Origin of the sequence: Intrasporangium calvum (assembly GCF_028446585.1) — a bacterium.
GTDB lineage: Bacteria > Actinomycetota > Actinomycetes > Actinomycetales > Dermatophilaceae > Intrasporangium > Intrasporangium calvum_A.
The window spans coordinates 35,103-52,461 of the sequence record NZ_JAPFQL010000020.1 but is presented as its reverse complement, the minus strand read 5'-3'; the positions used below and the strand labels follow the sequence as shown (position 1 = coordinate 52,461).

15 protein-coding genes and 1 riboswitch are annotated in these 17,359 nt (G+C 67.4%); of the genes, 5 read left to right on the top strand and 10 right to left on the bottom strand.

Annotated elements, in window-relative coordinates:
* Positions 1-6: 6 nt before the first annotated feature.
* Positions 7-3,672, bottom strand: a complete 3,666-nt coding sequence (cobN, locus tag OO014_RS06450; RefSeq protein WP_272461465.1) for a cobaltochelatase subunit CobN — start codon at positions 3,670-3,672, stop codon at positions 7-9.
* A gap of 39 nt (positions 3,673-3,711) precedes the next feature.
* A riboswitch (cobalamin riboswitch) is annotated at positions 3,712-3,844 on the bottom strand.
* Positions 3,845-4,064: 220 nt separating this feature from the next.
* Between cobN and OO014_RS06445 the strand changes: the two genes are divergently transcribed.
* Positions 4,065-5,183, top strand: coding sequence for a precorrin-3B synthase (locus OO014_RS06445; RefSeq protein WP_272461464.1), 1,119 nt, complete (start codon positions 4,065-4,067; stop codon positions 5,181-5,183).
* A gap of 324 nt (positions 5,184-5,507) precedes the next feature.
* Here the strand turns inward: OO014_RS06445 and OO014_RS06440 are convergent, their stop codons facing one another.
* Genes OO014_RS06440 through OO014_RS06430 form a run of 3 tightly spaced genes read right to left on the bottom strand, consistent with a single transcriptional unit; the run spans position 5,508 to position 7,376 of the window.
* Positions 5,508-5,873, bottom strand: coding sequence for a DUF6527 family protein (locus OO014_RS06440; RefSeq protein ID WP_272461463.1), 366 nt, complete (start codon positions 5,871-5,873; stop codon positions 5,508-5,510).
* Positions 5,874-5,899: 26 nt separating this feature from the next.
* The gene (locus tag OO014_RS06435; RefSeq protein WP_272461462.1) at positions 5,900-7,132 is read right to left on the bottom strand and encodes a ThiF family adenylyltransferase; all 1,233 of its coding nucleotides are present in this window, start codon (positions 7,130-7,132) and stop codon (positions 5,900-5,902) included.
* Positions 7,107-7,376 (bottom strand): multiubiquitin domain-containing protein, encoded by a 270-nt coding sequence (locus tag OO014_RS06430; RefSeq protein ID WP_272461461.1) that lies wholly within the window; start codon positions 7,374-7,376, stop codon positions 7,107-7,109. Before OO014_RS06430 ends, OO014_RS06435 begins: the two co-directional genes overlap by 26 nt.
* A gap of 199 nt (positions 7,377-7,575) precedes the next feature.
* Here OO014_RS06430 and OO014_RS06425 point away from each other — a divergent pair, with 199 nt between their 5' ends.
* Positions 7,576-7,875, top strand: coding sequence for a type II toxin-antitoxin system RelE/ParE family toxin (locus OO014_RS06425; protein WP_272461460.1), 300 nt, complete (start codon positions 7,576-7,578; stop codon positions 7,873-7,875).
* A 14-nt stretch (positions 7,876-7,889) separates the two neighbouring features.
* Positions 7,890-8,990: a HigA family addiction module antitoxin gene (locus tag OO014_RS06420; protein WP_272461459.1), complete on the top strand. Its 1,101-nt coding sequence runs from the start codon at positions 7,890-7,892 to the stop codon at positions 8,988-8,990.
* A gap of 428 nt (positions 8,991-9,418) precedes the next feature.
* Here OO014_RS06420 and OO014_RS06415 read toward each other — a convergent pair whose 3' ends face one another.
* Together OO014_RS06415 and OO014_RS06410 are read right to left on the bottom strand one after the other, a co-directional pair.
* Positions 9,419-9,928 (bottom strand): hypothetical protein, encoded by a 510-nt coding sequence (locus OO014_RS06415; RefSeq protein ID WP_272461458.1) that lies wholly within the window; start codon positions 9,926-9,928, stop codon positions 9,419-9,421.
* Positions 9,929-10,246: 318 nt separating this feature from the next.
* Positions 10,247-12,784, bottom strand: a complete 2,538-nt coding sequence (locus tag OO014_RS06410; protein WP_272461457.1) for a DUF4268 domain-containing protein — start codon at positions 12,782-12,784, stop codon at positions 10,247-10,249.
* A gap of 568 nt (positions 12,785-13,352) precedes the next feature.
* Here OO014_RS06410 and OO014_RS06405 point away from each other — a divergent pair.
* Together OO014_RS06405 and OO014_RS06400 are read left to right on the top strand one after the other, a co-directional pair.
* On the top strand, positions 13,353-14,510 hold the full coding sequence (locus OO014_RS06405) for a PD-(D/E)XK nuclease family protein (protein ID WP_272461456.1): 1,158 nt from the start codon (positions 13,353-13,355) through the stop codon (positions 14,508-14,510).
* A 152-nt stretch (positions 14,511-14,662) separates the two neighbouring features.
* Entirely contained in the window at positions 14,663-15,577 is a 915-nt protein-coding gene (locus OO014_RS06400; RefSeq protein ID WP_272461455.1) for a tyrosine-type recombinase/integrase, read from the top strand.
* Positions 15,578-15,788: 211 nt separating this feature from the next.
* Here the strand turns inward: OO014_RS06400 and OO014_RS06395 are convergent, their stop codons facing one another.
* From OO014_RS06395 to OO014_RS06380, 4 genes are all read right to left on the bottom strand, one after another.
* Positions 15,789-16,031, bottom strand: a complete 243-nt coding sequence (locus OO014_RS06395) for a DUF86 domain-containing protein (protein ID WP_272461454.1) — start codon at positions 16,029-16,031, stop codon at positions 15,789-15,791.
* Positions 16,021-16,314, bottom strand: a complete 294-nt coding sequence (locus OO014_RS06390; protein ID WP_272461453.1) for a nucleotidyltransferase family protein — start codon at positions 16,312-16,314, stop codon at positions 16,021-16,023. The genes OO014_RS06395 and OO014_RS06390 overlap by 11 nt, the downstream gene beginning before the upstream one ends.
* An 87-nt stretch (positions 16,315-16,401) precedes the next feature.
* Entirely contained in the window at positions 16,402-16,695 is a 294-nt protein-coding gene (locus OO014_RS06385) for a HigA family addiction module antitoxin (protein ID WP_272461452.1), read from the bottom strand.
* A 16-nt stretch (positions 16,696-16,711) separates the two neighbouring features.
* Complete coding sequence (locus OO014_RS06380; protein WP_272461451.1) at positions 16,712-16,993, bottom strand: type II toxin-antitoxin system RelE/ParE family toxin; 282 nt, start codon at positions 16,991-16,993, stop codon at positions 16,712-16,714.
* Between the last annotated feature and the right edge of the window lie 366 nt (positions 16,994-17,359).

Sequence of the window (17,359 nt, the reverse complement as noted above, 5' to 3'; positions counted from 1 at the left end):
CGCGCCTCAGCCCTCGAGGTCGCCCTCGACGTCGAGGTAGACCTGCTGCAGCTCGGCGAGCAGCTCCGGGTCCGGCTCCTCCCACAGGCCGCGGTCGACGGCCTCGTGGAGGCGCTCGACCATGCCGTGCAGCGCCCACGGGTTCGCGTGCCGGAGGAAGTCCTGGTTCTCCTTGTCAGTGACGTAGGTGCGGGCGAGCTGGTCGTACATCCCGTCGTGCACGACACCGGCAGTCGCGTCGAACCCGAAGAGGTAGTCGACCGTCGCGGCGAGCTCGAAGGCGCCCTTGTAGCCGTGCCGGCGCATCGCCGCGATCCAGCGCGGGTTGACGACGCGGGCCCGGAAGACGCGGGCCGTCTCCTCGGCGAGGGTGCGGGTGCGGACGGCGTCGGGCTTCGTCGAGTCGCCGACGTAGGCCCGCGGCGCCGTCCCGGTCAGGGCGCGGACCGTCGCCACCATGCCGCCGTGGTACTGGAAGTAGTCGTCGCTGTCGGCGATGTCGTGCTCGCTCGCGTCGACGTTCTTGGCGGCCACGTCGATGCGCCGGTAGGTGCGCTCCATGTCGCCACGAGCCGGTATGCCGTCCAGCTCCCTCCCGTAGGCAAAGCCGCCCCACGTCGCGTAGACCTCCGCGAGGTCCTGGTCGTCGCGCCAGTTGCCCGACTCGATGAGGGGCAGGATGCCCGCGCCGTAGGAGCCGGGCTTGGAGCCGAAGATCCGTGTGGTGGCGCGGCGCTCGTCGCCGTGCTCGGCCAGGTCGGCCTGCGCGTGGGCGCGGACGAAGTTGTCGTCGTCGCTCTCCTCGAGGGCGGCGACGAGGCGGAAGGCGTCGTCGAGCAGGTCGATGACGTGGGGGAAGGCGTCGCGGAAGAACCCGGAGATCCGGACCGCGACGTCGATCCGGGGGTGGCCGAGCTCGTCCAGCGGGATCGGGTCGAGGCCGACGACGCGGCGAGACATCTCGTCCCACCGCGGCCGGACGCCGATCAGGGCGAGGACCTCGGCGATGTCGTCGCCGGAGGTGCGCATCGCCGATGTCCCCCAGACCGACAGGCCCACGGTGCGCGGCCACTCCCCCGTGTCGGCACGGTGCCGCTCGAGGAGGGAGTCCGCCATGGACTGTCCGGTCTCCCAGGCGAGGCGGGAGGGGATCGCCTTCGGGTCGACGGAGTAGAAGTTGCGGCCCGTCGGCAGGACGTTGACCAGGCCCCGCAACGGGCTGCCGGACGGGCCGGCCGGCACGTAGCCGCCGTCGAGGGCGTGCAGGACCGCGTCGACCTCGCTCGACGTGCCGAGCAGCCGCGGGACGACCTCGTCGCACGCGAAGGCCAGTGAACGGCATACGGCCTCGTGGACCGGCTGCGCCACGTCGGGACCGAGCACGGTGCGCACGACCTCGGGAACGGCGTCGGCCTGCCAGTCCGCGGCCTGGAGGGCCGTGACGAGCGCCGTCGCCTGCGCCTCGAAGCGGTCCGCGGAGTCCCGGTCGGCCGAGGCCTCGTCGTGGCCCAGGGCAGTGCGCAGCCCTGGCACCACGCCGACGGACCCGGCGAAGACCTGGTTGGCGCGCAGGATGGCGAGGACGAGGTTGGCCAGGCCCTCCCCCGCCGGAGCCTGTCCGAGGATGTGGAGGCCGTCCCGGATCTGGACGTCCTTGATCTCGCAGAGCCAGCCGTCGACGTGCATGACGAGCTCGTCGAAGGTGTCGTCGTCGGGCGCGTCGGCGTCGTCGGCGAGACCGAGGTCGCGGTGCATCTCCGCGGCGCGGAGCAGGGCCCAGATCTCGGCGCGCAGGGCCGGCGCCTTGGCCGGGTCCATGACCGAGACGTTGCCGTACTCGTCGAGGAGCTGCTCCAGGCGGGCGATGTCGCCGTAGGACTCGGCGCGCGCCATGGGCGGCACGAGGTGGTCGACGATCGTCGCGTGCGCGCGGCGCTTGGCCTGGCTGCCCTCGCCCGGGTCGTTGACGAGGAACGGGTAGACGAGCGGGAGCGAGCCGATCGTCGCGTCCGGGCCGCAGGCCGCGGAGAGGGCGAGGTTCTTGCCCGGCAGCCACTCGAGGTTGCCGTGCTTGCCGAGGTGGACGACGGCGTGGGCGCCGAAGTCCTGTGCGAGCCAGTCGTAGACGGCGAGGTAGTGGTGCGTCGGCGGCAGGTCCGGGTCGTGGTAGATCGCGATCGGGTTGGCCCCGAAACCCCGCGGGGGCTGGACGATGATGACGACGTTGCCGGCCCGCAGAGAGGCCGCGACGATCTCGCCGTCGGCGTCGAGGTGCCGGTCGACGAAGAGCTCCCCAGGGGCCTGCCCCCAGTGCTCGGTCACTGCGTCGCGCAGCTCGGCGGGGAGGGTCTCGAAGAACTCGCGGTAGCGCGCCGCGGGGATCCGCACCGGCTGGCCGGAGAGCTGCTCCTGCGTGAGCCAGTCCTCGTCCTGCCCGCCCGCCTCGATCAGGGCGTGAATGAGAGCGTTGCCGGCCGTCGTGTCGAGGGACTCCCCCTCGACGGGCTCGAGCGGCCCGGTGCCCGGGATCTCGCCGGGGGCACCGAGTTCGTAGCCCTGCTCGCGCATCGCCCGGAGCAGCCGGATGAGGGAGACGGGGGTGTCGAGGCCGACGGCGTTGCCGATTCGCGAGTGTTTGGTCGGGTAGGCCGAAAGGACGATCGCGATGCGGCGGTCCCGTGCCGGGATGTGGCGCAGGCGCCCGTGGTTGACCGCGAGCGTCGCGAGGCGGCGGCATCGCTCAAGGTCGGGCACGTAGTGCGGCAGGCCGTCCGCGTCGACCTCCTTGTGCGAGAAGGCTGTCGTGATGATCCGGCCGTCGAACTCCGGCACGGCGACCTGCGTCGCCACGTCGAGCGGGCTCATCCCGTCGTCGCTCGCCGCCCACTGCTCCCGGCTCCACGTCAGGGTCAGGCCCTGGAGGATCGGGACATCGAGCTCGGCGAGCGCCGCGACGTCCCAGGACTCGTCGTCGCCTCCTGCGGTGGCGGTCGCGGGGCGGGTGCCCCCTGCCGCGAGGACCGTCGTGACGAGCACGTCGTAGCCGCGGAGGTGCTCCAGGAGGTCGGCCGGGGCGTCCCGCAGCGATGTGACGAAGATCGGGGTGCCGACCCCGCCCGCCTCCGCGACCGCGCCGGCGAGCGCCTCGACATGGGCGACGTTGCCGGCGGCGTGGTGCGCCCGGTAGTAGAGGATCCCCACGCGGGGGGCCGGCTGGGACGGGAGCGAGCCCAGCGGCATACGGGCATCTCCGACGCCCCACAGCGGCTGCTCGGCCGGCGGCTCGAAGACGTCTCCGCTGAGCAGGATCGTGTCGGCGAGGAAGGCGTGGAGGTGGCGCAGGTTGTCCGGGCCGCCCTGCGCGAGGTAGCGGTGCGCCTCGGCCACGATGCCCGGCGCGACGGTGGACAGCTCCATCAACGCGGCGTTCGGCGCCTGCTCGCCACCGAGGACGACGAGCGGTGCCCCGGTGTCACGCACCTGGCGGAACCCGTCGCACAGGTCCTGCGGCCCGCCGAGGATGCGTGCGACGACGATGTCAGCGGCCCGGATCGCGTCGGCGAGCTCCGTGTGCCCGGGCCGGGTCGGGTTGGCCACCACGTAGTCGGCGCCGCTCGCGCGCGCGCTGAGCAGGTCGGTGTCGGAGGTGCTGAGCAGCACGATGCGCGTCATGTGGGCTCCTTCGCCGGGTGTCCACGCCCTGCGGTCGGTCGGATGTGAGGCGTCGCCGGCAGTTCCTGGCTCACGGCCTCCCTCGGAAGGCGCGCTCACAGTGGCGGGACCGTCCCGGACTTGCACCGGGTTCCTGGTCGACGACGCAGGCGCCACCCTAGCGGCGCATTCACCGGACGAGCGCACTGGTCTAGAGATGGGCGACCCGCGCAGCGGGTCCGGCCGTTCGTGGACGGCTACGTCGCACGGGGCAGACCCTTCCTCTGGAGGGCTCGACGGCGAGCCGGTCGGCGCCCGGCAGCGGCTTCGTCGACGTGTGCCAGACGCCGCAGTACGTCTGGGCCCCGTCGGCCGGGGCCTGAGGCGGCCGCGCCGGCCCGTACGATCGGCGCATGCCGCGCCAGGTCCCGTCCCGAGAGCGGCCCGACGCCTGCCCCGGCGTGGCAAGGCCGTTCACCGCTGCCGACGGCACCATCGTCCGGGTCCGGACGGGCGGGCGGCCCGTCCCCGTGACCGCGCTGGCCGGCCTGCTCGACGTGGTGGCACGGCAGCCGGACCCGCACATCCAGCTGACGTCGCGCGGTGCCCTCCAGCTGCGGGGCCTGCCCGACCCCCTGCCCGACGACGTGCGATCGGCGATCGTCGCGACCGGCCTCGTGCCGTCGGCGTCGCACGAGCTGGCCCGCAACATCGTCGCGTCACCCCTGTCCGGGCTCGACGCTGAGGGCTCGTGTGACGTCCGCCCGCTGGTGGCCGACCTGGATGACCGACTGTGCGCGGATCCCCGGCTGGCCGCCCTCCCCGGCCGGTTCCTCTTCGCCGTGGACGACGGGCGGGGGGACGTCGCCGGGCTGGGCTTCGACGTGGCCATCGTGGCCACGAGCGCAGGCTCGGCGCTGGTGCTGGCCGGAGGACCGGACCGAGCGTGGCAGATCCCCCTCGGCCGCGCCATCGAGCTGGCCCTGGACCTCGCCCGCGACTTCCTCGACACCCGCGAGCGGCTCGGGTCGAGCGCCTGGCACGTCCGCGAGCTCGGGGCCGCGATCGGACCGCCGGGGCCCGTGCCGACCACGCTCCCGACAGGCTCAGCGCCGCTGGTCGGCGCGCACGGCGAGCACGCAGTCGTCGGCGTGCCGCTCGGCCTGGTCACCGCTGCCCACCTCGTGACGCTCGCCGAGTTCACCGCGGAGGTGCTCGTCACACCCTGGCGCAGCCTCGTCGTGCCGGGCGGAGCCCGGCGCCTCGGGCGACTCGAGGCGGCGGGTCTCGTCATCGACGAGTCAGACCCCTGGCTCCGCCTCCACGCCTGCACCGGTCTGCCCGGGTGCGCGAAGTCGGCCGTCGACACCCGAGCAGTGGCTCGCGGGTTGGCCGGCCGTATGCCGCTGGGCTCGCTCCCGGTGCACGTGTCCGGCTGCGAGCGCCGCTGTGGCGCGCCCTCAGGTCCCTACGTGGACCTGCTCGCGCCCAGATCGGTCGAACGGGCCATCGACCTTCTCAACCAGGTTTGAATGGGCCCCTCCCACCGTCGCCCGCTGAGCGCCCCACTTCGCCCAGATTGACGCACGCTCCACCGTCCTAAGTCGGGGATGACGACGAAGTGTGGACGCCTTCCCCCGCCTGCCATGACATTGGGGGGTTCGTCCCACAGCGTCACGTCGATGGCACCCTCTACGTTGGTCCCGTCGCCCGGGTGATCCCGTCACCCTCCGCGGTTACGTGCGGTGACAAAGCCCTCTGACGCCCCCGGGAAGAAATGCGGTGAATCCCGACGGCCGGGATGCTCACTGACACGATGAGCTATCCGCGGTCGTCACCGTCCGTGGCCATGGCGTTCAATTTCGCCATCGCAGTGCTGATCTCAGGCGAGACCACCATCCGGTGCGGGCTGGGACGGCGTGAACTGACGCCGCAACGTCGTGATCACGAGCGATGGCCGCCCGCGTCTCGGCGGCCTCGATCGGTGGCAGCCAGCGAATCTTGTCGTCGTTGACCAGGTAGTGCGACCGGCACGGAGCCTGACCATTGCCGACGGAGGGTCGCAGAGTGACAGCGCCGTTGAAGGTGAGCGTCCACCCGCCGCGAGAAAGCGGGGTGACGGTCTTCGCGCCGCAGCCGCACGCACAGAGATGGACTGCGGTCGCGTACTCCATCGAGATGTAGAGACGGCCGTCCTCGAGGTCGCGAGGCACGTACGTCACGAATGTCGGCTCTAGCTTGGGCAACCTCATGCGGCACCGTCGCTGGCCTCGTCCGACGCCCCGGCGGCACGCTCGTACTTGTTGAGGATCTCGTTGGTGTCGATCCGATACGAGCTGTGCAGCTCGCCCTCGCTGTCGGCGTAGAAGCCCAGCCACTTCTTGAAACGGATCACGGCCATAAACGCCGCGGCCATGTTGAGCTCGGCGACTTGGAGGTTCGTGTCGTACTCGGCAGCATCGCCGGCAACGATGGAGATGAGACCACCGCGGACGACGTGCTCATTGGCGTCCGGAAGGGCGGTGGTGACACGGACCTGGCCGGCGATGCCGTCGGCATCCTCGCTGACACCGACGCCGCTGTCAACGAACGCGACACCGGCGGCGACGAGCGCGCTGATGATGACCTGTTTGTCCGGTCCGGAGTCCATGGCCAGAAAGACGAAGTCCGCATCAAGCAGCTCGGCGACGTTCGCGTCAGTCGCGTTGACCGGGTGCGGGTGAATCTGGCGCCGCAATGCTGAGTACGTCGTCGCGTAGTAGTCGACCTTCTTCATCCGCGCGTCCAGCGCACTCAACGCGGCGGCACCCGGTGCACGGAACGCGTTGTGCGTGCTGAAGACATCTCCGTCGTAGAGGTGGATGTTGCAGATCGGGGTCTTGGCGAGGAGGTCGAGGATGTAGGCGCCGGTGCCGCCGAGCCCGACGATCACGACCTTCGCAAGCTCGAGCCGCTTGCTTCGCGCCGTGATACCGGCTCGGCTGGAGAAGGTGTCGAGGTAGACGAACACGCCGTCGCCCTCCTCCGTCGTGAACGGCTTGCCCTGCAACGGCGTCACTGCGGGGTCGATTGCCTGTGCCGGCCCAATCAGGATCGCCGCGTACGTGGTGACCTTCTCGTAGAAGTCGACGTATCCCTCAGGGCGAGGCTTCTGGGAGAACCCGATCGACGGGGTCAGCTCAGGACCGGCCGACCACTTGTAGGTGAGTCCGGGGTTGGCGAACCCGGGCGAGATCTCGCCGCCCTCCTTGCTGCATGGGGCCGCGCCGACGAACGCCATGACGTGGTTGCTCGGCTTGGCGGTCTGCTCCCCAGCGAGATCCAGTGGGCAGAGGAAGGAACCCCACTGGACCGTCTGATTCGCGTCGACGTAGGGGATGTCGTCGATGACGAGATACCCGTTGACGATGCGCACCGTGTAGCCGTCGTTGACGAGGCGCTGGAGGTCGGCGCTGTTACGAACGAGTCGTGAGCCGGACATCGAAGCTCGTCCCCTTCTTCTTGACCTTGACGGACTCGCCGGCCACGAGGGTGCCACTGCCGCCGTGTGGGGCGATCGCGTTCTTGTAGGCGACGGTGAAGATCGCCGCCGGGTCGTGGCCGGGGAACGCGAGAGCGCCCAGGGCCTCGTAGGTGGCGACCTCGTCGTCGAGGTCGTACGGGGTTCCGTTGACGACGACCTCGTAGGTCTTGTCGTGCTTGTCGTTGCCGTAGCTGTCAGGCATATCTACTCCTGGCCTCTCGAGTGGTGACCGCCTGCCGATCATGCAGGTTTGATGGTAGCATAATCAGCATCACCCTATGGATGAAGACCTGAGGACGAGTCGGCGTGTCGACTGGCAGTCTGACCCAAGTGGCACCATGAACCGCCTAGGATCCGACGCATGCGGATCTTCATCTCATGGGTGATGGAATGAGGTCACGTTGCGCGTCGAGTACCACGACGAAGTGCTGCGCCGGCTCGCCGAGGAGCAGGGGTACGCACCCAAGGGGTGGGACCCGGACGTCATCAAGTCGTATCGGAAGAAAGTCCAACTCATCTCAGCCGCTCTCGACGAGCGCGACCTGTACGCCATGCGGGGTCTCCGGATGGAGAAGCTCAAGGGCAACCGACAGGACCAGACGTCGATGCGTCTCAACGATCAGTTCCGTCTGATCCTGACCTTCAAGACCGAGGGCGACCGAGTGGCGGTCCTCCTCGAAGTGGTCGACTACCACAGATAGCAAGAGAGATCGAGATGAACGCTGTACTAGCAGAGGCCTTCCCTGCGGGGGAGTTCCTCGCCGAAGAGCTTGAGGCTCGCGGCTGGACTCAGGCTGAGTTCGCCGCCATCCTCGACCGCCCTGCGCAGTTCGTTTCCGAGATCATCTCCGGCAAGAAGGAGATCACTCGCGAGTCCGCTGCGCAGATCGGCGCCGCGCTTGGGACAAGCGCCGAGATGTGGCTCAGCCTCCAGGACAAGTACTTCCTCTGGAAGCAGAACCAGGACGTCAGGGCCCAGAGCGACCTCGACGACGTACGACGCCGAGCGCGCCTCAACGAGAAGGGCCCCATCGCTGTTCTCAAGAAGGCCGGCGTCCTCGCCGGCAAGTCGCTCGACGACTTAGAAGGCGAGGTGCTTCGGTTCTTCGAACTGAAGTCCCTCGACGAGGAACCCACACTCGCGGCCGCAGCCAAGCGGTCAAACCACGGTGAAGCCCTGTCTTCACTCCAGACATCCTGGCTCTACATGGTTCGCCATGCAGCGCGAGAGAAGGTGCCGACAGGGACGTACTCGCGCAAGGCGCTCGAGGCGATCGGGGCCGCGCTGCCCCGCGTCGCGAGAACCCCCGAGGACTTCGTCGCCCTTCCGGGAACGCTCGGCAAGGTCGGCGTGCGGCTTGTATACGTGCCGGGTCTCCCCGGGGCGAAGATCGACGGCTGCGCCATGCTCGTCGACAAGACGCGCGTTATCGGCCTGTCTGGCCGCGGAAAGCGCCTCGACAAGGTGCTGTTCGCGCTCATTCACGAGATCGCACACCACACCCACGGCCACGTGAAGGAAGACGCGCCCATCGTCGAGACGATCGAGGTCGACGACGACCCTTACGACCACTCCGAAGAGGCAAACCAGGAGCGAGAAGCTAACGACACAGCGGCGCGATGGGTTCTACCGAGAGGTCTGCCGCCGCTTCCAGAACGTCTCAGCGGACCATGGGTTCTCGAAACCGCCGCCGAGGCGGGTGTAGCGCCGATCATGCTTATAGGCCACCTGCAGCATCTCAAGAAGCTTGACTGGCGCACGACCCTCGCAAAGGGCGCCCCGAACGTAGACGACGTCCTGTCCCGCTGGGACTAGTAGTTCAACCTCCTCCGGCGGTTCGGAAATCCCTGCCTTTCGACGCCCGTTTGCACGTAGCTCTCGGCAGGTGCGCCAGTCCCGCCGCTCTGGCCGCCTGCCGCTACCCTCGCTCGACTCTTCGCGTTGCAGATCGGGCGCAGCTTCCCCCAGTACATCCACGCCGATACCCACGACGTGGGCCGCAGTCTGGCACGCCTCCGAGCTGATCGACCAAGCGGTCCGCGGGCCTTGATGGCCTTCTCGCACATCAGCCGATATTGAGGTGCGTCACACGCCGCATGTTGACCGGTACTTGTTTCACCCACACGCCGATGACCGCTCGTCGGCGTCAGCTGCCGCCGTTTGCCCCACGACGGGGTGGAGGGATCTCACGCTAGCGCCCCCTCACGCCGACGCTAGGGGTGTTGCAGTAGATCAGGGTCGGCCTACTTGCCGTTGGCCCAATTTTCGACGGCCTCGATGTTGATGAGCGCCTGCTCGAAGGCCTTGCCGTTGATCGGGATGCGCACGTCGGGCTCGTGCACGTCGACACCGTCCAGGCTGAGCATGAAGTCGCGCTGCGACTTCTTGGCGTTGTTCAGGTCGAGCGAGCTGAGGTAGAGCGACACCGCGTGCTGGCTGCCGGCATAGGTGAACAGAATGTAGCCGCCCTTCAGATTGACCGAGTAGACGCCCCACTTGCGGTCAAGCAGCACCTTGGCGATCTCGCGCGAGCGGGTAGTCGGGTCGTAGCTCTTTTGGCGCTTGAGCATCTCCTCCATCTTCTCGGCCATGTCGGGGTCGAGGGTGGACCAGATCGCGGCGGCGGCGCTGGCAGTGGGGGAGGACGACGCGGAGGCTGAAGCGGTGGTGATGGTCACCTGGCCATCGCTGCCGACGGTCATGGTCCCGCTGAAGCCCTGCGGGATGTGGATGTGCAGGTCGTTGCTCGTCATTGCGTCTCCTAGAAGGTCGTGATGGCGCACTCTCACATTGACGCTAATTGTGCCCCATTGGGGCAGTTGGCGTCAATAACAAGCAATATTGGAGCAACGCCGCTACGGTCCACCCGTCCGCGCCGGACGGTCTCGCTGCACGCGGGGCGCTTCCTCGAGGCAGCGGTCGTGGACGGCCTCACCGTCCTCCCGAGGCGCTGCACGGCATCTGACGGCCGTGGTTCACCGTCCTCACAGGCCGCGGCGTCGCGCTGCTCGGCCCCCGCGTCACACCGCCGCGAATCGGGTGCCCGGCCGCTCGGCCGCTGGGTTGCTCGCCTACTGCGGGGGGACTCCGTACATCGATGCGCTGATTGAGGACCGAAGCCGTAGGGCCGACGAGACGAACCAGTCGACTAACTCCTCGCGCGTCCCGACGTCGGTGACTTGCCCGCCAGAGGGACGGTAGTACCGGATGCGGCTTGCCTTCTTGTTCTCCATGCGCTCCCAGGTCAGCGGGTCGCCGAAAGCGTCCTCCAACTCGTCTCGGCGGGACATGAACTTGTCGAATTCCAGTAGGTTGGCCTGCTTATCGGGGGACCCGAACTCGAGGTCAACGATGGGCCCGTTGAGGGTGAAGGCGAGCGTGTAGCGCGCGACCGATGAGCCGTAAGGCAGCGTGATCCATGAACTGCCACCGGGGGATGACGCCTGGGTCCAGTCGGGAGCGGCCTGCTTGATCCGCTTGAGCACGTCTCGCCAAAAGGACTCGTACAGACCCTTGCGGTCAACGTAGGTGCCGAGGTACTTCTGCCGGACGTCCATCAGCTTTCCCCCGCCGGGCAAGCGCCAGAATGTCCAGCCATTGACGGCTCTGCCGAGGACTTCCTTGCCTGCGCCGGACGGCGTGTCGTAGGTTTTGCCGTCCATCTCGAGCAGCCCGTCGGCCGTCACAGTGGCCGAGCGGCCTTCGTAGTTGCCCTCTCTCGCGATGAGGACGGTGCCGGCCGGAAGATGGCCGCTGGCAACGAGATCTCGGAGCATAACCCAACCGGCAGATTCTTGTTCGCTCCGTTTGACCGGGTCAGGGTTGTGCCCCTCCGGCGCGGGCCACGTCTCAAGCAACGCCGTGGTCATCGAATGGGTTCGCTCGTTGATCCGCTCCTCGTTCCAGTCCTCGCTCTTGCGGGGCGCTCGGGTCATGAGCAGGGTGTCGCTGGCATCGAGCGCTTGCTGCTTGCCCTTGGGGCCGTTCCAAGGGCCGTTGGAAACGGTGGAGTTCAGGGATTGCGTCAGCAGCGTGAGGTTACCGAGTCGGTGCACGTGCGCGTCCCGGTCGATCTGTTCCTGCAGCGTGTCGACGGGCCAGTAATCCTTCCATTTCTGCGGCAGGAGGTGCTCGATCGTCATGGCGCCGCGCTTGACGCGTGACCCGCTTGCCGAGGTTGTCTTGGTGTAACCGCGATGCCAGTCCTCGATCGCCTCGAGGTACGCCCGCAGTCGACCCTTTGGCTGGGTGTAGATCGGCGCTGAGGCCAGTTCGCGCTCCAGCTCTTCATCGCCGGGCCAGTATGTGCCGGGCCGATTGAGACGGACGAGGCTGCCGCGAAGTGCGTTGGCCACCTCATGCGGCTCGACACCCTGCAGGTCAGCAATGAGGCTGGCCACGACACGGCTGTACTCCGACGCAGGCCGACGGAGCACCGAACGGCGCATTAGCCAGCTCTCCACATCACGGAGTGAGGCAGCGGCCACTTCAGCCGGCACGGGATGCTCTACGTCGAACAGGCGCAGCAGCAAGGGCTTGACGGCCTCAAGCTCGGCCGCCTCCGTGCGGTACAAGAAGAGCGCCACGGGACTCAGGTCGCCTTCGGTCTTGCCCGATTCGTGTACCCAGTCCTCGAACAGCTTTGCCTGTCGATGGATGGCGTTCAGCACCTGGGTCATGGGGCGTCCCGACTGCTCGTGCCAAGACTTGAAGCGTGTGAACGTCGAGCGGGTGCTTACCTCTTCACCGGTTTGTGCGACGAGCCAGTGATTCAAAAAGAGGGAGAGGCGTTCGAGCGAGTACCGCCCGATCCGGACCTCTTTCGTCCAGAACGACTTCTCCAGTTCCTGCCAATGCTCGTGGAAAGCGGCTTTGGCGCTCCCGCCCTCACGGACGATCTGCTGAAACACATAGTTCTTCACGAGATCTGCAGCGGTGAGCGGCGTGCCCCGTGCGTTGAGTGTCTCGAAGATCTCCTGCGACGGCTCGTGCTCAGCGAGTGCGATGACGACAATCTGTAGCCCTTGGCTGAGCGTCGAGACAAGCGCCCCGGCCCGCGCGGGATCGACGGGGTCGCCGAGCCACTCGCGGACCTGCTCGGAGAAGTACTGATGCGCCTGCACGATCTTCGACTGAGGGAGTCCGGAGTAGTCGAGAGGCGGCTCTGCGGTCATGACGGCAACGAAGCCGGCCCGGTCCTCGTTCTGGTGCTGGAGCTTCAAGACCGCGGGCTCGTCCAGCGCGAACGCCGGCGGGTTGTGCGTGAGCATGGCGAGCTGCTGTGACAAATGCGGCTGCTCGGCTGCGTCGAGTTCTGCGGCTGCAGCGTCGATGAGGACCTGCAACGTGGTTAGACGTTGTTGTCCGTCGATCAGGCTGTGACTCGCCAGGGAACCCATGCCTGCCGGGCTCGATTGGGTTACCACTGCACCAAGGAAGTGCTGTGTCGACGCCCCTTCAAGGCGGCGCTCCGCAACCCGGCTGATGTCACGCCAGAGTGGCTCCCACTGGGTCTCTGCCGTCCACACGTAACGACGTTGGAAGACGGGGACCATTAGGTGTTGAGGCATGGAGAAGATCTCCAGCGGAGTTTTCACATCGGTCTGCATTTGCGGCGCTCCTCTCGCGGGTCGACACTACCGAGGCTGGCCAGCCGCAGCGGAAAAGTGGTGTAGATGGCTGACTCCGGAGGCCCTGTTCCGGCCATGGCAAGGGGTTTCAACCCGGGCTGATTGTCGAATCTCCGCTGCTCGCGTGTGGGGGAGCTGCCCAAGAAGGACCCCCGCCCGCGGGTGGCGGCTACAAGTGCTCTGGAATGACCTGGGGCACTCCGCCGCGTCTGTACGCGGCCGCCCACAATTTGCGAGCTGAGGGCCGGGTCCTGCCCGACCGCCGTCCTCACGGACGGCCAACGCCGAGGTCCAAGCACATTGGCGTAGACGCGGAGCGGGGCCACGCCAATCCTCGACATCGCTAGGCCTTGTGTCGCGATGTCCAGTCCGCGCACCTTTCTGCCATCCAGTCATCGACAGAGGGACCACACACTGGCTCCGTGTGGTAATTCGCCGGCTGCAGGGTCGCCAACACCCAAGCCCCCGTCGCTTTCAACAGGCTCCCCTGCGCGACTGGTGACGATACGCTTGTCGGTGGAGCGGCTAGTGGTTTCGCGGAGGATTCATGAGCGACGACCTGGTGACACAACTTCTGCCCACACTCACCAGATCCCTGGACGTGGGGTTCAACGTCTTCGACGTCATGCGCCACGGCACCCACGAGAAGCAGATCTCGAACGTGTTCAGATGGCTGTTGGACGCCAATGGGACCCACGGCCTGGGGGAGGCGTTCGCGGACATCTTCATTGCCGAAGTGAACCGAAACCTTGCCGGAGTAGAGCCGCTGGAAGCCGGCGGGTACTGGGTGCGCCAAGAGGTCAACATCGCCGAGGAGAGCGGTGGCGTCGACATCGCCGACCTCGTTCTGGAGAGCAAGTCCGCGACGCTTGTCATCGAGAACTACGGAGCCTCGGATGGCCATGGGCACGGCTATGAGGATTACCTCCAGTACAGCCGGCGCGATGGTCAGCGGGGCGCCGTCGTGATGCTCTGCCACCAGTTGGACCGATCCCGGCTTACGAAGGGCTGGGAGAACGCTGCGATCGTGACCTATCGATCGGTCCTGGACAGTTTGCGTGAGGCAATCGCCGAGGACCGCGAGTACCAGGGCAAGTTCCCGGAAGCCTATTCGCTCATCGACCAGATGCACCGCAAGTTCGTGAAGGGACGAGGGCCGGTGGAGGATCGACAAGTGCTCGACTTTGTCGTTGCCATGTGCGAGACCGGGGAGGCGGCGCGGTACTCCAAAAACAACATCGACCAAGTCACAGAGCAGTTCGCCAGTGACCTGCACGAGCAGGCGCGTGAACGCTTCGGCGAAGGACGGACGCTCCTCCAGCGCGTCAAAGACCGACTCAAGGCGTTCAGTAGCGCAGCACTCAAGCCACAGCTGGATGCCGCCGGGCCGAGCAACCTGGTGGGAAGGGTCGCCGCCAACTATTCCGGCAAGTGGCGCTGGGAGGTCATCCTCCCATTGGAGACTACTGACGGCACAGAGGACGACATTCAACTGATCTTCGGGCCCTCCGCGTGGCACGCGCAGCTCGAGTCCGCCCCCGCCCCCCTCGCTCATCCCGACTACTCGCGGATCTTCATCTGGCGGCACAGCACCAAACAGTTTCGGCAGTCGGCGGTCACCCTGCAAGAAGTGCTCGACGGCCTCAACCATGAGGACACTCGGCTGCGCGACGAGATTCTGGAACTCCTGGACCACGGCCGCTAGCGTCACCACGTCCCTACGCGCGTCACTCCGCCGCCTGCGGACGCGCCCGGAGTAGCCAAAGCAGGTCTAGCGTCGAGGGGTCCAAGGGCCCGGTCGCGTTGGCGGCGAGCGGGGCCAGGGTGCTCTGCGGGGTCGCCGCGTGAGGTGATCTCATGTCCAGTCCGAGCACCCTTCTGCCGTTCCAGCCGGCGACGATGTCGACTGCCCAGCTGGCCGCGGTGTCCTTTCTCGCCCGCTATTCCGGGCATACCCACGACCTGTACGCCTACCAGCTGCGGCAGTGGTTCGCCTGGTGCGAGGGCAACGGGCTCGACCCGCTGGCCGGGGTCCAACGCGCCCACGTCGAGCTCTACATCCGCGGGCTCGGCGAGCGAGGCCTGATGGACTCCACGGTCGTGACGATGATGCACGGGGTGCGCGGCTTCTTCCGGTTCGCCCACGTCGACGGCCTCATCGGCTCCGACCCGGCCGTCTACGCGCGGTTGCCGAAGGTCCACCGCGACGAGTCGCGCACCCAGGGTCTGGACCGGCTCGAGCTGATCCGGTTCCTGCAAGTCGCCCAGACCATCACCGTGCATCACGGCGCGCTGGCCTACCTGCTGGGCATCAACGCGCTGCGCGCCTCTGAAGCAGCGGCGGTGCGCATCGAGGACTACGCAGACACGCTGCGCGGCCACCGCGTGCTGCACCTGGTCGGCAAGGGCAACAAGCCGGCCACCATGCCCATCACCGTCCCGGTGCTGCGCGTCCTGGAGGCCTGCCGCGGCCAGCGGACCAGCGGGCCACTCGTGTTGCGACCGGTCTCCGGCCAGCCGATCGACCGACGCGACGCCTACCGCATGGTCGCCCGGATAGCGAAGGGGGCCGGGATCCCGCGACACATCAGCCCCCATTCCCTGCGGCACGCCGCGATCACCAACGCTCTCGATGCCGGCGTCCCCCTGCGCGACGCGCAGATCCTCGCCCGGCATGCCGACCCGCGCACGACCGAGCACTACGACCGCGCTCGGGGCAACCTCGACCGGCACGGCGTCCACTTCCTGACCGCCTACGTCGCCGGCGTCTGACCGCAGCAGGCCGAGAAGCGCGTCGATTGCGCCCAGGTAGGGCTAGCGACCGCGGCAGCCGCGGCATGGCTTACCAGGCGCGGGGGTGTCAGACAGGTGGATCGGGGGCCTCGGACCCCGACAGGGCCGTGATGGCCTCTTCGAGCTGGGCGATCATCCCAGGCAGATCGTCAATTGCCGTCGCGACCAGCGTCTCGACGTCGATGTCCCATTACCCATGGACGATGCGGTTGCGCAGCCGGGTCGCGGCGCGCCAAGGAATCTGCGGATGTGCGTCCTTCGCTTCTGAGGGCACCTGACTTGCCGCCTCGCCGAGGACCGTGAAGTGCCACAACAGGGCGGAACGTCGCATGGCGTTCGCTTCAACCTGCTCGACGCTTCGATCACCGACCAGGTCCCTGATCGCCACGGCCGCATCGCGCATCTCGCGCAGCAGCAGGAGTTCACGCCGCATAGAGAGGTTGTGCGTCGGCGAGGATCTGCTCGCGAAGGTACTTGTTGATCGACCTGCGCGCGACGAGATCAACCCGACGGCCCAGCAGTTCAGAGAGCTCGTCCTCAAGATCGAACAGCCGAAACCCCAGACGCGCGCCCGGCTTCAGGACATAGAGCAGGTCCACATCGCTGTCGAGCCGATCCTCCCCACGCGCGATCGATCCAAAGAGCTCCAACGACGCGACGCCATAGCGCTCGCACACATCGCGCAGGCGCTCCCTGTCGAGCTCCACGTCCAGCACAGGCCAAGCCTAACGCAGGGACGGCGGTAGGGCCGTGCCTCAGCACCCGTCGAGGCGCCCCAGTCCGCCGCGTAGCGCTCAGGTAGGTCAGGCGCTCTGCAGAGGATGGATCTGGTCGAGGGCGGCGCCGAGATGGTCCTTCTCGACCTCGAGGTCGTAGCGGGTCTGCAGGTTGAGCCAGAACCGGTCGGTGGTGCCGAAGTAGCGGGCCAGCCGCAGCGCGGTGTCGGCGGTGATCCGGCGCTTACCGTGGACGATCTCGTTGATCCGTCGCGGCGGGACACCGATCGAGACGGCGAGGTGGTGCTGGGTGACCTCCAGCGGGATCAGGAAGTCCTCGAGGAGGACCTCCCCCGGGTGGATGGGAGCGATGGTCGCCATGGTGTTCCTCCTTCGGTCAGTGATACTCGACGATCTCGACGTCTGCGGGCCCGGCAGGAGTCCAGGTGAAGCAGATCCGCCACTGCTGGTTGATGCGGATGCTGTGTTGTCCGTCCCGGTCACCCCGCAGTGCTTCGAGCCGGTTGCCGGGCGGGACCCGCAGGTCCTCGAGAGTCTCGGCCGCATCGAGCAGGACGAGCTTGCGCAGTGCGGTCCGCTCGATCCGCGGGTCGAGCTTCTTGGTTCGTTCTCGCGACCACAGCCGTTCGGTTACCGGGTTGCCGAACGACCTGATCACCCTCCAAGCATAACGCGTCGCGTTATGCCTGTCGATCTGACCGTGATGAGCGCGAGGGCTCGCTCGTGGAGGTGGCCCACTTCGCCGCGTGCAGGGCAGCGCTTCAAATGACGTCGACGTGGGGCAAGGTCAACCCGGCCTTGGTCGCAGTTCACAGGCCCGGCAGCGAGCAGGCACAAGGACCTGTTTCGGGTCCAGAACACATTGCTGTGTGCCGCTCCCGAAGACCACGTAGGAAAGGGGAGCTCGGCATGGGTTTTGCGTATCCGCGACGCGTGTTGGTCGTTGGAGAAGGGCCGTCCAGGGGTGGGATCCAGACACGCCCTGCGCGGCGTCCGGCTGCCTACCGCAGCCGCACGGCCCTGT

Bases quoted from the DNA above. Each gene is read 5' to 3' on its own strand.
- OO014_RS06430 (WP_272461461.1), bottom strand. From the start codon at position 7,376: ATGCCTGACAGCTACGGCAACGACAAGCACGACAAGACCTACGAGGTC.
- OO014_RS06395 (WP_272461454.1), bottom strand. From the start codon at position 16,031: ATGCGGCGTGAACTCCTGCTGCTGCGCGAGATGCGCGATGCGGCCGTG.
- OO014_RS06405 (WP_272461456.1), top strand. From the start codon at position 13,353: ATGAGCGACGACCTGGTGACACAACTTCTGCCCACACTCACCAGATCC.
- OO014_RS06420 (WP_272461459.1), top strand. From the start codon at position 7,890: ATGAACGCTGTACTAGCAGAGGCCTTCCCTGCGGGGGAGTTCCTCGCC.
- OO014_RS06445 (WP_272461464.1), top strand. From the start codon at position 4,065: ATGCCGCGCCAGGTCCCGTCCCGAGAGCGGCCCGACGCCTGCCCCGGC.
- cobN (WP_272461465.1), bottom strand. From the start codon at position 3,672: ATGACGCGCATCGTGCTGCTCAGCACCTCCGACACCGACCTGCTCAGC.
- OO014_RS06435 (WP_272461462.1), bottom strand. From the start codon at position 7,132: ATGTCCGGCTCACGACTCGTTCGTAACAGCGCCGACCTCCAGCGCCTC.
- OO014_RS06410 (WP_272461457.1), bottom strand. From the start codon at position 12,784: ATGCAGACCGATGTGAAAACTCCGCTGGAGATCTTCTCCATGCCTCAA.
- OO014_RS06415 (WP_272461458.1), bottom strand. From the start codon at position 9,928: ATGACGAGCAACGACCTGCACATCCACATCCCGCAGGGCTTCAGCGGG.
- OO014_RS06400 (WP_272461455.1), top strand. From the start codon at position 14,663: ATGTCCAGTCCGAGCACCCTTCTGCCGTTCCAGCCGGCGACGATGTCG.
- OO014_RS06385 (WP_272461452.1), bottom strand. From the start codon at position 16,695: ATGGCGACCATCGCTCCCATCCACCCGGGGGAGGTCCTCCTCGAGGAC.